The following is a 12,964-nucleotide window of genomic DNA, read 5'->3' as shown; positions in this document are numbered from 1 at the left end:
TCACGGGAATGGCATGGCGGAAATCCGCTTGCTCCCTTGGCGCGTAGCACATCCCTCACCCGCTCCTCCGGCCCGCCCGGGGACCGGGCGGGCCGGAGTCGGGACCCTGAGCGGCCTCGGCGGTTGGCACCGCCCCGCCGCGGCGCTCGGCCTTGGACGTTCGGCGTGCGCGTGTACGCCAGGCGGAGCTCCGTGCCCTCGGCGGCCGGCCCCCTGACGCGGGCGGGCGCCGTGCGGGGTCGAGTCGGCGCGTGGTGGCCGGCTCCTCCCCTGCCGGGACCTCACGGCGCAGGCGACGGGGGAGCGGGCGCAGCGCGTCGCCTACATCGGCCACCTCGGTGACCCTCATGCCGGCCGGGATCTTGCCCGGGTCGACGGGCACCAGGGCGTGGGGGAAGCCGAGCCGGGCGGCCTCGGCCAGCCGCCGCTGCACGCCGGTGACCCGGCGGACCTCACCGGCCAGGCCCACCTCGCCGATCGCGATCAGGTTCTTGGGCAGTGGGGTGTCGCACGCGGCGCTGGCCAGAGCGAGGACCACGGCGAGATCGGCGGCCGGCTCGGTGAGCTTCACCCCGCCGACGGTGGCGGTGTAGATGTCGCGCCTGCCCAGTTGCGAGATTTTCCCACGCTGCTCGAGGACGGCCAGCATCATCGCCACGCGGGAGGTCTCCAGGCCGGAGGTGGTGCGGCGCGGGTAGGGGAGCTGCGAGTCGACGGTCAGGGCCTGAACCTCGGCGACCAGGGGGCGGCGGCCCTCCAGGGTCACGGTCAGGCAGGTGCCGGGCACCGGCTCGTCGCGGCGGGTCAGGAACAGGCCGCTGGGGTCGGCCAGGCCGGTGATGCCCTCGTCGTGCAGCTCGAAGCAGCCGACCTCGTCGGTCGCTCCGAACCGGTTCTTGACGCCGCGGACGAGGCGGAGGCGGGCGTGCCGGTCGCCCTCGACGTGCAGCACGACGTCCACGAGGTGCTCGAGGAGGCGGGGGCCCGCGATGGCGCCGTCCTTGGTGACGTGGCCGACCAGGATCGTGGACATCCCACGCTCCCTGGCGGCCCGGAGCAACGCGCCCGTCACCTCACGTACCTGGGCCATGCCGCCCGGCGCACCGTCGATTTCGGGGGAGGCCACGGCCTGCACCGAGTCGAGGACGAGCAGGGAGGGCCTGACCGCGTCCAAGTGGCCGAGGACGGCAGACAGGTCGGTCTCCGCGGCGAGGTAGAGGTGGTCGGAGAGCGCGCCGATCCGGTCGGCGCGCAGCCGTACCTGGCCGGCCAGCTCCTCGCCGGTCACATACAGCGCGCGGGCGGCGGTGCTGGAAGCCTTCGCCGCGACGTCGAGCAGCAGCGTCGACTTGCCCACGCCCGGCTCGCCGGCGAGCAGCACGACGGCGCCGGGCACCAGGCCGCCGCCGAGCACGCGGTCCAGCTCGGGCACGCCCGTGCTGCGCGCGGTGGCCTGCCGGCCGTCCACCTGGCCGATGGGGAGCGCGGCGGTGGTGACCCGGCCGGGCGCGGTCGTGCGGACGGCGGGTGCGCCGAGCTCCTCGATGGTGCCCCAGGCATGGCACTCGGGACACCGGCCGAGCCACTTGCCGGTGGTCCAGCCGCACTCGGTGCAGCGGTAGGAGGGGCGGTTCCCGAGGGGGAGGCGGGAGGTGCGGGCGGCCATGGCTCTCACCGCCGCGGGGGCCGCTGCCGGGGCGGCGGTGAGGCGGCACGCCCCCCGGAGCCCGTGCCGAACGGGCCCTGCTGCCCGGTTCCGGGTCCACCCTGTGGTAGCGGTGCGAGGCCCAGGTGGGTCCAGGCGGCGGGGGTGGCGACCCGCCCCCGGGGGGTGCGGGCCAGCAGCCCCTCGCGTACCAGGAACGGCTCGGCGACCTCCTCCACCGTCTCCCGCTCCTCCCCCACCGCGACCGCGAGGGTGGACAGGCCGACCGGTCCGCCACCGAAGAGGCCCAGCAGCGCGCCCAGCACCGTACGGTCGAGCCGGTCCAGGCCGCGGCCGTCGATCTCGTAGACCGCCAGGGCCGCGGAGGCGACCTCGCGGGTCACCACGCCGTCGGCCTTGACCTGGGCGTAGTCCCGCACCCGGCGCAGCAGTCGGTTGGCGATGCGGGGGGTGCCGCGGGAGCGGCCGGCGATCTCCGCGGTGCCCTCGGGCTCGATCGCCACGTCGAGCAGCCGGGCGGAGCGGTGGATGACACGCTCCAGCTCGGCCGGCGCGTAGAACTCCAGGTGGGCGGTGAAGCCGAAGCGGTCGCGCAACGGGGGCGCCAGCAGCCCGGCCCGGGTGGTGGCGCCGACGAGGGTGAACGGGGGCAGTTCCAGGGGGATGGCGGTGGCGCCGAGGCCGGTACCGACCATGAGGTCGACGCGGAAGTCCTCCATCGCCATGTAGAGCATCTCCTCGGCGGGACGGGACATCCGGTGGATCTCGTCGAGGAAGAGAATCTCACCCTCGGTGAGGGAGGAGAGGACGGCGGCGAGGTCTCCGGCGTGCTGGATGGCGGGCCCGGAGGTGATGCGGAGCGGGGCGCCCATCTCCGCGGCGATGATCATGGAGAGGGTGGTCTTGCCGAGGCCCGGAGCTCCGGAGAGCAGCACGTGGTCGGCGGTCGCACCGCGGGCGCGGGCGGCGCGCAGCACGAGGTTGAGCTGCTCGCGAACCCGCTCCTGGCCGATGAACTCATCGAGGTCCGTGGGTCGCAGCGCAGCCTCGACGGTCCGGTCCTCGCCGTCGGCGCCAACTCCGACCAGCCGGTGGGCCGGCTCGATCGTGGCGGGCCGGCCAGGGGCGGTCTCACTGCCGGTGTCGTTCTGGCTCATCGTCGTACGACCATTACGTATTCGTATGCAAGTTCGAAAAAGACTAGAATCACGCTAAGTGCAGATGAGAGAGCAATCAATATCCTTTGGGTAGAAACTTGCTCAGGCGGCGGTGATCAGCGCCGCGAGCGGCGCAGGGCTCCGTCCGCCCGTCCGTTCAGGGCGTCTCTCGGCGTCCTGAACGTCCCCGCGGCCCGCAGCGCCTTGGGGGAGGTGTGAGGGTCGCCCCGCCGCTGCCTCCGCAGCCTTCTCTGGCGCAACGGAGCGAACGCTGACAAAAGGGGTAGAAAATGCAGGCGGTCTGGAGGGGGGTCATCTCCCTCGGCACCATCGACATCCCCGTGGTCCTCTACAAGGCCACCGAGACGGACAGCGGTCTCGCCCTGCACCAGGTCCACGCCGAGGACGGCTCACGCGTGCGTCACAAATTGTGGTGCGAGGAGGAGGACCGGGAGATCGAATACCGGGAGGTCGCGAAGGGCTATCAACACCCCGACGGCCGGAGGGTTGTTCTGAGCGACAAGGAGCTGGCGACCCTTCCCCCGCCGGACAAGGGGCGGATCAGCGTGTTGGCCTCTGTCGACGACGGCAGCATCGATCCGATGGTGCTCGGGCAGGCCTACCACGTCGGAGGATCGGACCCGATGACCGACCGGTTCTACGTCCTGCTCCGGGACACGCTGAGGGAGTCCGGGCGGGTCGCCGTCACCAAGGTCGCCCTCGGAACCCGTGAGTCCCTGGCGGTGCTGCGCGCCCACAACGACCTCCTTGTCCTGCAGACCATGAGCTGGCCCGAAGAGGTCCGCCGCCCGACCGGCATCGCCCCCAGGAGCGACATCGCCGTGAGGCCGCAGGAGCTGAAGATGGCCATGCACCTCATGGACATCCTCTCCGAGGGCTTCGTCCTGGAAGAGCTCCACGACGACTACCAGCAGGCTCTGCAGCAGGTCGTCGCCGACCGCTTGGAGGAGATGGCGCCCCCGCATCACGCCGACGTCACCGACCTCATGGCCCTGCTGCAAAGCAGTGTGGAGGCGGCGAGGAGTGGCCGCGTCGATGCCACACCGGCCAGGAAGACTGCGGCCAGGAAGACCGCCTCGGGCGCGAAGCGGGCCACCGCGAAGAAGAAACCAGCAACCGGCGCCGCCGCGGCCCAAAAGACCACCGCCAAGAACACCACCGCCAAGAACACCACCGCGAAGAAGACAACGCCCCGCCGAGCGTCCTGACCGCTCCACCCGGATGGGCACCGGTCCCGGACGGCCGGTCGGTGTCGGCCACGGCACAGGCGCCTGCCACGGACGGCACCGCCGCCGGTACGGGAGCGGTCACAGTGCCGGGTGCGGGTCCGTGACATCAGCGACGCGCAGCCCCGCGCAGACCTTCACGGCCGTGCGGGGTCTGGTGGACTTCCGTCCAGGGCGCAAGGAGCCGGACGATGCCGGTACCGCGGCTGTGCGGCGCCGTGCCGTGCCGCCTGCGGCTGGTCTGTCTCGGCAGCGGGGACGCGTGCTGAGCCGCGAGCCGGTGGAGGGCGATCTGCGGGCCGTGGAGCGCAGGCTGCTGGCGCTGTGGGAGGCGATCCGGCGGGCCACGGCGACGGGCGACTGGCGGCCGCGGCCGGGCGGGCTGTGCGACTGGTGCTCCCATCGGGCGCTGTGCGCGGCCTGGGGTGGCCGCCCCGCCGCCCCGCCGCCCTGTTCCCTGGTCACGGCCACCGACCCGGCCGCGGAGCGCGGTGAGCGCCCGGCCGTCGGCGCCCGCTGAGGCCGGACCGCTCACCCGCGGCGGCTCGCCCGGGAAGGCGCCGTGCCCCGTGGTGGGGCCGGCCCGGCAGCCTCCTCGAAACGCAGGGGTCGGACGTGTCCGGCCGCGGCATGGGCACAGGCAGGCGCATTCTAGGCCCTGACACTGACAATTGGGACTCTCGGCAAGTTTTCTGAAGAGAAGTGTTGATTACCCCTCCATGTGCGCTTAGCGTGAAGTTCCAGACAGCTTTCGAACTGGTATTCGAGCAAGTCGACGGCCGTGCGGGTGCCCGTCCTGCCGGGTGAGGACCGTCTTCCGTCCCTCCCCAGGCCCACCCCGAACCGCCGTCGGAGACGCCAGAGGAGCACGGCGTGAACCACCTCGCCTTCATCCCCGCCACCAAGGAACAGGCCAAGGCCCGCATCGCGCTCACCGGGCCCACCGGATCGGGCAAGACCTACACCGCCCTGGTCACCGGCACCGGGCTCGGCGACCGGATCGCCCTGGTCGACACCGAGCACGGCAGCGCCGCCAAGTACGCCGACGAGTTCGCCTTCGACACCCTCCCGCTCACCACGTTCGAGCCCACCGCGCTCGTCGAGGCGCTCGCGGTGGCCGCTCACGACGGCTACGACGTCATGATCGTCGACTCCTTGAGCCACTTCTGGTCCGGTGCCGGCGGGATGTTGGAGCAGGTCGACAACGCGGCCAGGCGCGTCGGGGCGGGAGGCAGCTTCGCCGGCTGGAAGGAGGCCCGCCCCCTGGAGCGTGCGATGCTCGACGCCCTGCTCGCCTATCCCGGTCACCTCATCGTCACCATGCGCACCAAGACCGAGTACGTCGTCGAGGCCGACGAGCGCGGGCGCAAGGTGCCGCGCAAGGTCGGGCTCAAGCCCGAGCAGCGAGAGGGCATCGAGTACGAGTTCGACATCGTCGGCGACCTCGACCACGAGAACACCCTGGTGATCTCCAAGTCCCGGGCCAAGCCGCTGTCCGGGACGGTGCTCCACAAGCCCGGCGCGGAGTTCGCCGAGGCCGTCCTCGGCTGGCTCAAGGCCGGCGAGCCCGCCAAGTCCGTGCCGGACTACATCACGGCGGCCACCGCGCCGGACGCCACCTATGAAGACCTGCGCGCCCTCTACGAGGAGGCCCGTCGGCACAACCTGCTCGGCGCCGCCGTCCTGGACGGCGAGGAGACCCGCACGCTCGGTGAGCTGATCGTGCGCCACGGCACCGAGGCGGCGAAGAACCGGGTCGCCCAAGATGTCGAGTCGAGGGCCGGGACCGGGTAGGGGGCCAGGCCGCATGAGTCTCAAGGACCAAGCCACCCGGGTCGCCGTGCTCCGGGTGCTGCGCGACGCGGTGGACGCCGAGTACGAGGCCGCCCGCCGCACGGTGCTCGACGGGCTGCGCGCGGCCCGTGCCGAGCTCGACCTGAAGTCGATCCGGGCGACCCTGCCGGACCACACGCCGATCGCCACCATCACGCTCATCGACCCCCGGCCGACGGTCGTGATCGCCGACGAGCACGCCTTCCTCACCTGGGTGGCCGAAAACCACCCCAGCGAGGTGGAGACGCTCACCCGGGTGCGCCCCTGCTGGCAGCGGGAATTCCTCACCCGGCTCGCCTGCCTCGACCCGGTCACCGACCCGCACACCGGCGAGGTGATTCCGGGACTGGCCGCGGCACCGGCGCCCCCGCCGCGGTCGTTCAGCCTTCGCCCCGTGCCCGGCGGGCCGGAGAAGGTCACCCGCGCCTGGCGCACCGGCGAGCTCGACCTGCGCCAACTGCTCGCTCTCGACGGCGGTGCGACATGACCACCTCCCTCTCACCACTGGATCGTCCAGGTCGGCCGCCTGGGTCGCGGTGGCTGAACCCCCACGGACAGGTTGCCGCACCCGCGGCGCCACCCTGTACGGGTATCGCGAGGGCGACGGTGCGAGGGCTCGCCGCGGCACCCGACGCGTTCTGGCCGGAAGGAGACAGCGTTGACGCCGACCGAGACGGTACGGCTCGTCGCCCCGGTCGCCGCGATGTGCCCCTCGGCGCATCCGGAGGAGACCACGGCACAAACCTGATACCTCCTTCAGACCGACCTGGATGCCACCGACGCGTGGACGGCCGTGATCCGGCTGGGCCGACAGCGGCACCACATCGTCGCCGACATCCTCGCCGAGGTGCGCGCGGTCCGCAGGGAGCGGCTGGCCCGCGCCCCGCCGCCGCTGCCGGACACCGGTCCGGGCGACCCGCGCCGCTACCGCGCGGAACTCCTCGCCATCGTGAACGCGATCGCCCCGAGCGCATCGACCGGGCGCCCGTCAGCCCGGCCGATCCGCCTCCCGTCCCGCCAACCCGAAGCACGACGTCAGCGCGGAACGCGATCTGCGCATCCGTTTCCTTCACGCGCCTTGCCCCTGGTGCAGGGGCCGCCTCAGCCGGCCCCTGCAACGTCCCCCGGCTCGGCATTCCGCTGAGGAACACCCCCGCCCACGAGGCACGGCTCATCGCGGCCGGACTTGCCAACTCGGGCCGAGGAAGGGCAGGAAAGGACAGAGAGTGAACCCGACGACCTCCTCGCCCCGCAGTGCGGCGTGCCACTTCGCCGGCACGCGGCGCGAGTTCCACCCACTCCGGGCCACCGGCCGCCCCGAACCGGCACGGGTGAGGGATCACTCGTCGAACGAGAGGAAAGGCCATGGTTGGTGAAACCATCATCACAGTGGTCGGCAACCTGACCGATGACCCCGAGCTACGCCTCAACCCGTCCGGCGATGCGGTCGCGCACTTCACCGTCGCCTCCACGCCCCGCGCCTTCGACCGGGAGACCGGGAAGTGGAGGGACGCCGAGACGCTGTTCCTGCGCTGTTCGGCCTGGGGGCAGATGGCCAGGCACGTCGCCGGGTCCCTGACCCGCGGTGCGCGCGTCATCGTCCAGGGACGGTTGCGCCAGCGGACGTACGAGACCAAGGAGGGCGAGCGCCGCACCGTGGTCGAGTGTGGGGTCGACGAGGTCGGTCCCTCGCTGCGGTTCGCCACCGCGCAGGTCACCAAGGCCCCCCGTGCGAGCGTCTTCGCCGGCGCCAGTCCACCCACCGACGACCTGTTCGCCCAGAACGACGGCGAGCCGCCCACCCCCCGGCAGGGCGAGGAGCCCTTCTGACCGACGGGAGCACCGCAGATGCTGACCGGCATGGCCAACCCTGCCCCGACCGACCCCTGCGCGACCTGGACCCCGCAGGCTGCACTCGGTTTGACCTGTAGCGATTGTCATCCCGAATACCGGGACGGCCACCAGGACGACGACTTCCGTATCCGCCCGGAGGCCTCCATCGAGACGGCCCTGGACGGATGTGAGGGGCACGGCCTCCCAAGGCTCCCCGACGACCCGGTCGATGAGCTGCCATGGAGAGAAGAGCCGACCGCCGCCGAGGCGACCGGAGGAAGGGCGGCAGCCTCGCCCGGGCAACCGGCGGCGACCAACAGGATCACGGATTGACAGCAGCCCCGCGAGCGGCGCCGAGACGGTGAAACAGAGCCGGAGTGATGCGACACCCGGCACCATCGCCCCGAAGTCCGCGCGGGCGCCGCAGAACCGACACCCCGGGTCGCCGGCGCGGTGACCCGGGACCGTCGGCCGCAGTGACACGCCCCATCCCATCCAGGCGGACGCCATGAAAGAACAGGACCGCGAGAGGGCGCTCGAGCTGGCCCTCATCCAGATCGAGAAGCGCTTCGGCAAGGGCTCGGTCATGTGCCTCGGCGATGACCCCTGGACCCCCATCGAGGTCATCCCCACCGGGTCGATCGCTCTCGACATCGCCCTCGGCATCGGCGGCCTGCCCCGCGGGCGGATCGTGGAGATCTATGGACCCGATGCCTCGGGCAAGACCACTCTCGCCCTGCACGCGGTGGCCAACGCCCAGCGCGCCGGCGGCACCGTGGCGTTCATCGACGCCGAGTACGGTCTCGACACCGAGTACGCCAAGCGGCTGGGCGTGGACACCGACGCCCTGCTGGTCTGCCAGCCGGACAACGGCGAGCAGGCGCTGGAGATCGTGGACATGCTGGTCCGCTCCGGCGCGCTCGACCTCATCGTCATCGACTCCGTCGCCGCGCTCGTCCCGCGCGCGGAGATCGAGGGCGAGATGGGCGACAGCCACGTGGGTCTGCAGGCCCGCCTGATGAGCCAGGCCCTCCGCAAGATCACCAGCGCGCTCAACCAGTCGAAGACCACGGCGGTCTTCATCAACCAGCTCCGGGAGAAGATCGGTGTGATGTTCGGCTCCCCGGAGACCACGCCCGGGGGCCGGGCACTGAAGTTCTACGCCTCCGTGCGCCTGGACGTCCGCCGCATCGAGACGCTGAAGAACGGGACCGAGGCGGTCGGCAACCGCACCCGTGTCAAGGTGGCCAAGAACAAGTGCGCACCTCCCTTCAAGACGGCCGAGTTCGACATCCTGTACGGCCAGGGCATCAGCCGCGAGGGCGACCTGATCGACCTGGGCCTGGAGCACGGCTTCCTCTACAAGTCCGGCGCCTGGTACACGTACGAGGGCGACCAGCTCGGCCAGGGCAAGGAGAACGCCCGCAACTTCTTCAAGGACAACCCCGACCTCGCCGACGAGATCGAGAAGAAGATCAAGGAGAAGCTGGGCATCGGGGCGGGACCGGACACCGTCCCCGCCGCCTCCATCGAGTTCTGACCCGGTGCAACCCCCTTCCGAAATCCGCCTGTCAGGACTCTGTGCCCCTCAACGGGAACCCGTTGAATCAGGGATGGGGGTGCGCGGTATGTGTCCTGCGCCGGGGGCAGCGTGCGACGGTCATTCGTGACCGACCGGCGAGGACACCACACGTGGATGAACCTCATGGCCAGAGACGCTTTCGGACGCCGAGGAGCAGCACGTGAGCGACACCGCTTCGACCATTCGTCGCGTCTACCTCCACTGTGAGTTCCTTCCCGCCGATCCCACCGTCCGGGGCCTGGTCTCCATCGGCCTCACCGACGACGCCGGCTGTGACTACTACGCCGTCAACAACGGGATGGACGTGAGCGCCGTGCTCGACGTCCCGTGGATGGCCGACAACGTGTGGCCCCACCTGCCCCGGTGCACTGCCGACGGCTATCCCTGTCTCCTCGACCGCACCCATCCCGACGTCAAGCTCCTCGACGAGATGCGCGCCGACGTGGCGAAGTACTTCGCCGACGGCTCCCCGGAGACCCATCTGTACGCCTGCTACGGCGGCCAGCACATCTGGCGTCTGCACTCCCTGTGGGACCACGACTGGGCGGCGATGCCGCCCTCGGTGCCGCGCTGGTGCCACGAGCTGCGGTCCCTCGTCGTCCAGGCCGGCGACCCGCCACTGCCGGAGCGAGCCGGCGGACAGCACCACGCGCTGACGGACGCCGGCTACAACCGCACCCTGCACGAGTACCTGCTCGCCCTCTCCACCTGCCCGCAGTACGACGACGACGGCTTCCGCCCCGTGAGCGGCCTGCACCGGATGCCGCCCACCGACCGGCAGGCGGCCGCGCCCCCACGGACCGAGCGCGTGGACAAGGGCTCTGCGATCTGCTGGGGGCCGGAAAGCAGGAGCCGTCATCCAGGCCGGCCGGTAACGAGAGGGGAGCGGCCGACGCGTTTCCCCACCCATCGGATGCACTCCGTCGTCTGCGACGTCTGTGACTACGTCTACGACGAGGACGGGGACGGCTTCGAGGTGTTCGACAGCCCGGAGGCGGCCGCGCAAGAGGTGTTGCGGCACCACTGGAAGTGCCTCTCCGACGGGCGAGTGATGTGCCCGAGTGATGACGGGGAACACCAGGCCGTGTATGACGAGTTGATGCCGCCCGAGCCGGGGGGCGGCGGGTAGGTCGCGCCGACGAGGAGACGTGCCGGTGAAGGCGTCGGCGGGTGGGCAGCCGTGCCGGCGGACCGCGCGCGGAGCGGATCGGCGTAGGGCCGGGGCGTGCATCCGTTCGAGGCCTCCGGCACACCGGCCCCGCCCGCGCCGCCGTCGCTGTCGCGCGTGGCCGACTTCATGACCTGCCCACTGCGCTACCGGTTCCGGGCGATCGACCGGCTGCCGGAGAGGCCCAGCGCGGCGGCGACCCGGGACACGCTGGTGCACGCGGTGCTGGAGCGGCTCTTCGACGACCCGGCGATGGAGCGTACGGCCGCGCGCGCCCGTTCCCTGGTGGCGGGCGAGTGGGAGCGGCTGCCGGCCGCGGCCGGGCGAGCTGTGCGACTGGTGCTCCCATCGGGCGCTGTGCGCGGCCTGGGGCGGTCGCCCCGCCGCCCTGCCCCCTGGCCACGGTCACCGACCCGGCCGCGGAGCACGGTGAGCGCCCGGCCGCCGCGCTCACTGGAGCACGGAGGCCAGTGGCGGTGGGCGGCTATGTGGCGGGGGTGAAGCCCCGTTCGACCAGCGCGTCGATGGTGGCGCCGCCCTCGCCGTATACGAGGGTGCCGGAGTCCCAGTCCAGCGCTACGTCATCGAGCCCTCGAGCGCGGACGAGCCAGTCGTAGTTCCGCAGCGCGATGATCGTCTCCTCGGTCATGAAGCGAGGCTACTGCTCTTGGTCTGGATCTCCCCGTCGTGCGCCTCCGGTCCGCCATCCCCGCCACACATCCGGCGGAACGGCGGCCGACGAGCGCGACTCCGACGGCCTCGATGCGGCTGTGACGATCCTGCGCAGGGTCTCGGTGCGGACATACAAGGCTTGAATTTCCGTGAAGTGCATTGACCCCCTCCCTCTTTCGACACAGGTCGACCGCGGCAGTTGATTGAACAATTGTGCGAAAATGGCCGCGGTCCCATGGAGGCGCTGCCGCCACCCGTCCCGCCCGCGGTGCCGGGCTCCCCGGCGCCTCCCCCGGTCGGAGAGGGCGGCGAGGAACCACGACTTCGCACCTGCGGGCAAGGAGTCCGGCGGCATACCACCGTCGGCGACCGCCACGGAAAAGCGAGGCGCGCCCATGAAGTTCTTGCACACCTCGGACTGGCACATGGGCAAGGTGCTCAAGGGCCACAACCGGCTCGACGAGCAGCGGGCGGTCCTGAGTGAGATCGCCCAGAAGGAGCTCCCACGAGGCCGGTACTACTGGAGATGGACGGCTTCGCCTCGTTACGGGAGCAGGCCGCGGTGGCTCGGGCACTCCTCGCCGACTGTCACGCTCGGTTACTATGCTCACTTCATGCCGGAGGCCGGGAGCAAGGGGCGTGCCGTCCTTGACGGACTGCTCGGGAAGCGGGGGAGATCAGCATGCCAGCCGAAACTCCCCAGATTCTCCCCAGGGCTGATCGTGCCCGGTTCGCAAGCCTTGGGTGCCTGCAGTTGGGCGTGGATCATAAGGCTGGCGGATCGGATGGCCTGGGAAAGTGCTGACCGAAGTCATCGCGACCCGCTACATCACACCCCTGCGTGAGGGCGGCTCGCTGCCGGGGCTGATCGAGGCGGACGACCTCGGGACGTACGTCCTGAAGTTCACCGGCGCCGGTCAGGGCCGCAAGACACTCGTCGCCGAGGTGGTCTGCGGGGAGCTCGCCCGGCGGCTGGGGCTGCGGGTGCCCCGGCTGGTGACCGTCGCCCTCGACGCGGTGCTGGGCCTCGGCGAACCCGACGAGCAGGTGCAGGAGCTGCTGAGGTCCAGCGGCGGCACCAACCTCGGCATGGACTTCCTCTCCGGAGCCCTCGGCTTCGACCCGCTCGCCTTCCCGGTGGACGCCCAGGAAGCCGGGCGGATCGTCTGGTTCGACGCGCTGGTGAACAACGTCGACCGCTCCTGGCGCAACCCCAATCTGCTGCGATGGCGCGGCGAGCTGTGGCTCGTCGACCACGGCGCCACCATGATCTGGCACCACAACTGGCCCGGCGCCGAGGCTTCCGCCCAGCGCCCCTACGACGCCTCCGACCACGCCCTCGCGTCCTTCGGCCCCGACGTCACCACCGCCGCCGAGCGGCTCGCCCCCCTGGTCACCGAGGACCTGCTCGCCGAGGTGACCGCCGAGATCCCGGACGTCTGGCTGGCCGACGAGCCGGGCTTCGACACGCCCGACGACCTGCGGCGGGCCTACGCACGACCGCTGCTCGCGCGGGCCGCCGTCATCCACGAGCGCATCCACGGCATCGAGGAGGCCACATGAGCGACCGTCACCTCGCCGGTGGCGGCCGGGCGGGCCGGCGCCACATCGTCCGGGCCGGCCGGCCGGGCGACCGCGACGTCTACGAGTACGCCCTGCTGCGCGTCGTCCCGCGCGTGGAGCGCGGCGAGTGCATCAACGCGGGCGTGCTCGTCTACTGCCGCGCCCAGGCCTACGTCGGCGCCCGCACCCACCTCGACGAGGCCCGGCTGCTGGCCCTGGACCCGCACGCGGACGTCGCCGGCG

11 protein-coding genes and 2 pseudogenes are annotated in these 12,964 nt (G+C 71.6%); 10 read left to right on the top strand and 3 right to left on the bottom strand.

What is annotated here, in order from left to right; genetic code table 11:
- Positions 1–55 precede the first annotated feature (55 nt).
- Both radA and ruvB read right to left on the bottom strand, forming a co-directional pair.
- Complete coding sequence (radA, locus tag DEP02_RS11710) at positions 56–1,666, bottom strand: DNA repair protein RadA (protein ID WP_112467275.1); 1,611 nt, start codon at positions 1,664–1,666, stop codon at positions 56–58.
- Between the two features lie 5 nt (positions 1,667–1,671).
- Positions 1,672–2,823 carry a Holliday junction branch migration DNA helicase RuvB gene (gene ruvB / locus DEP02_RS11705; RefSeq protein WP_198668393.1) on the bottom strand — a complete coding sequence of 384 codons (1,152 nt, stop codon included), beginning with the start codon at positions 2,821–2,823 and terminating at the stop codon, positions 1,672–1,674.
- A gap of 290 nt (positions 2,824–3,113) precedes the next feature.
- Between ruvB and ku the strand changes: the two genes are divergently transcribed.
- From ku to DEP02_RS34560, 8 genes and pseudogenes are all read left to right on the top strand, one after another.
- Positions 3,114–4,052, top strand: coding sequence for a non-homologous end joining protein Ku (gene ku / locus DEP02_RS11700; RefSeq protein WP_112467274.1), 939 nt, complete (start codon positions 3,114–3,116; stop codon positions 4,050–4,052).
- A 221-nt stretch (positions 4,053–4,273) separates the two neighbouring features.
- Positions 4,274–4,590: pseudogene (locus DEP02_RS11695) on the top strand (recombinase RecB); the annotation flags it as partial.
- Between the two features lie 353 nt (positions 4,591–4,943).
- The gene (locus tag DEP02_RS11690) at positions 4,944–5,864 is read left to right on the top strand and encodes an ATP-binding protein (RefSeq protein ID WP_112467273.1); all 921 of its coding nucleotides are present in this window, start codon (positions 4,944–4,946) and stop codon (positions 5,862–5,864) included.
- A 13-nt stretch (positions 5,865–5,877) separates the two neighbouring features.
- Entirely contained in the window at positions 5,878–6,390 is a 513-nt protein-coding gene (locus tag DEP02_RS11685; protein ID WP_112467272.1) for a hypothetical protein, read from the top strand.
- 878 nt (positions 6,391–7,268) lie between these two features.
- Positions 7,269–7,733 carry a single-stranded DNA-binding protein gene (locus DEP02_RS11680; RefSeq protein WP_112467271.1) on the top strand — a complete coding sequence of 155 codons (465 nt, stop codon included), beginning with the start codon at positions 7,269–7,271 and terminating at the stop codon, positions 7,731–7,733.
- Positions 7,734–8,244: 511 nt separating this feature from the next.
- A complete protein-coding gene (gene recA, locus DEP02_RS11670) occupies positions 8,245–9,276 on the top strand; it encodes a recombinase RecA (protein WP_112467270.1) in 1,032 nt (343 codons plus the stop codon).
- 202 nt (positions 9,277–9,478) lie between these two features.
- Entirely contained in the window at positions 9,479–10,447 is a 969-nt protein-coding gene (locus tag DEP02_RS11665; protein ID WP_112467269.1) for a hypothetical protein, read from the top strand.
- A 168-nt stretch (positions 10,448–10,615) separates the two neighbouring features.
- Positions 10,616–10,801: pseudogene (locus tag DEP02_RS34560) on the top strand (PD-(D/E)XK nuclease family protein); the annotation flags it as partial.
- A gap of 169 nt (positions 10,802–10,970) precedes the next feature.
- Here the strand turns inward: DEP02_RS34560 and DEP02_RS33935 are convergent.
- Positions 10,971–11,135, bottom strand: coding sequence for a hypothetical protein (locus tag DEP02_RS33935; RefSeq protein ID WP_181446541.1), 165 nt, complete (start codon positions 11,133–11,135; stop codon positions 10,971–10,973).
- Between the two features lie 821 nt (positions 11,136–11,956).
- Here DEP02_RS33935 and DEP02_RS11650 point away from each other — a divergent pair.
- Both DEP02_RS11650 and DEP02_RS11645 read left to right on the top strand, forming a co-directional pair.
- The gene (locus DEP02_RS11650; protein ID WP_112467267.1) at positions 11,957–12,721 is read left to right on the top strand and encodes a HipA family kinase; all 765 of its coding nucleotides are present in this window, start codon (positions 11,957–11,959) and stop codon (positions 12,719–12,721) included.
- A partial coding sequence (locus DEP02_RS11645) for a DUF3037 domain-containing protein (RefSeq protein WP_157977422.1) occupies positions 12,718–12,964 on the top strand: 247 nt, incomplete at its 3' end. The genes DEP02_RS11650 and DEP02_RS11645, both read left to right, overlap by 4 nt.

The organism is Streptomyces triticisoli (assembly GCF_003270085.1).
Classification (GTDB): Bacteria; Actinomycetota; Actinomycetes; order Streptomycetales; family Streptomycetaceae; genus Streptomyces; species Streptomyces triticisoli.
The sequence above is the reverse complement of the archived record's forward strand: the minus strand, read 5'-3'. Positions and strand labels throughout refer to the sequence as shown.

Coding starts and splice junctions, on each gene's coding strand:
- ku (WP_112467274.1), top strand. CDS start 3,114: ATGCAGGCGGTCTGGAGGGGGGTCATCTCCCTCGGCACCATCGACATC.
- recA (WP_112467270.1), top strand. CDS start 8,245: ATGAAAGAACAGGACCGCGAGAGGGCGCTCGAGCTGGCCCTCATCCAG.
- DEP02_RS33935 (WP_181446541.1), bottom strand. CDS start 11,135: ATGACCGAGGAGACGATCATCGCGCTGCGGAACTACGACTGGCTCGTC.
- radA (WP_112467275.1), bottom strand. CDS start 1,666: ATGGCCGCCCGCACCTCCCGCCTCCCCCTCGGGAACCGCCCCTCCTAC.
- ruvB (WP_198668393.1), bottom strand. CDS start 2,823: ATGAGCCAGAACGACACCGGCAGTGAGACCGCCCCTGGCCGGCCCGCC.
- DEP02_RS11680 (WP_112467271.1), top strand. CDS start 7,269: ATGGTTGGTGAAACCATCATCACAGTGGTCGGCAACCTGACCGATGAC.
- DEP02_RS11685 (WP_112467272.1), top strand. CDS start 5,878: ATGAGTCTCAAGGACCAAGCCACCCGGGTCGCCGTGCTCCGGGTGCTG.